This is a genomic window from Streptomyces sp. NH27 (assembly GCF_056859195.1).
The window spans coordinates 1-989 of sequence record NZ_JACEGK010000996.1 but is presented as its reverse complement, the minus strand read 5'-3'; the positions used below and the strand labels follow the sequence as shown (position 1 = coordinate 989).

The following is a 989-nucleotide window of genomic DNA, read 5'->3' as shown; positions in this document are numbered from 1 at the left end:
GGCCACCGCCGTACGGGTTGCCGGGCGGGGGCTGGTTCGGCGGGGGCCGGCCGCCTGACGGTTTGTCGTACGGTGAGCCGCCGCCGGGCTGATCGCTACTCATGTGCCGAGTCAAACCCGCACGTCGCGTCACCGCCCGCGGGCAGGCGCCGATCGGAGTACGGTGCCGGGCGGCCTTACGACGTCGGGGACACGGCGCAGGTCACTACCCGCGGGCCACGAACGTGTGTGCCGCCTTGTCGTGCCAGCACTGCTTCCACGGCCGGTCGAACAGGCACCAGGCCACCCCGGCCACGCCGATCACCAGCAGGTTCAGCACGGTCCGCAGCAGCCAGCGGCGCGTGCTGGCGCCGAAGCCGGGCGGGAGCTGCGCCTCGATGTCCAGCACCCGCAGGCCGACCAGCCGCTTGCCGAGGGTCTGTCCCCACTTGGCGGTGGGCAGCACTTCGAGCAGCACCCCGGCGACGAGGAACGTGGCCAGCACGGCGCCGAGTTGGACCCCGGTGGTGCTGTCGATCAGCCAGACCTTGACCGTCTCCCCGGTCAACCGGGCCTGGTCCACCTTGTCCTTGGCGTGGTGGTAGGCCGCGGTGCCCAGCGGCACCGCGGCGACCGCGGTCACCGCGGCCAGTACCACCGCGTCCACCAGCCGCGCCAGGAACCGGCGGACCAGCCCGCCGGGCCGGTCCTGGCTCTGCGAGATCCCGAACGGGTCGCTCGCCGGCGGCCGCCACGGCACGACCCCGCCGTCGCCGCGGGCCAGGTCCTGCACCTGCTCGGCCCACGGCGGGGACGTCTGCGCGGCGGGTGCGGGCACGGGCACCAGGGGCGACGGCTGCGGCGCGGGCTGCGGCTGGAGAGGGGCCCGCTGTTGCAGAAACGGCTGCTGCCCGGCCTGGGCGAAGCCGGCGGCGGGCGGCGACTGGCGCTCCTGCGGCCAGGGCGGCGCGGACTGCGGTGCGCGCTCGTCGGCCGGGGCGGGGCCGGGC

The 989-nt window shown here is 75.8% G+C and carries 1 protein-coding gene; it reads right to left on the bottom strand.

The window, feature by feature from the left end; translation table 11 throughout:
* Positions 1-205: 205 nt before the first annotated feature.
* On the bottom strand, positions 206-989 hold a 784-nt coding region (locus AC13HU_RS37635; RefSeq protein WP_483046501.1), incomplete at its 5' end, for an RDD family protein.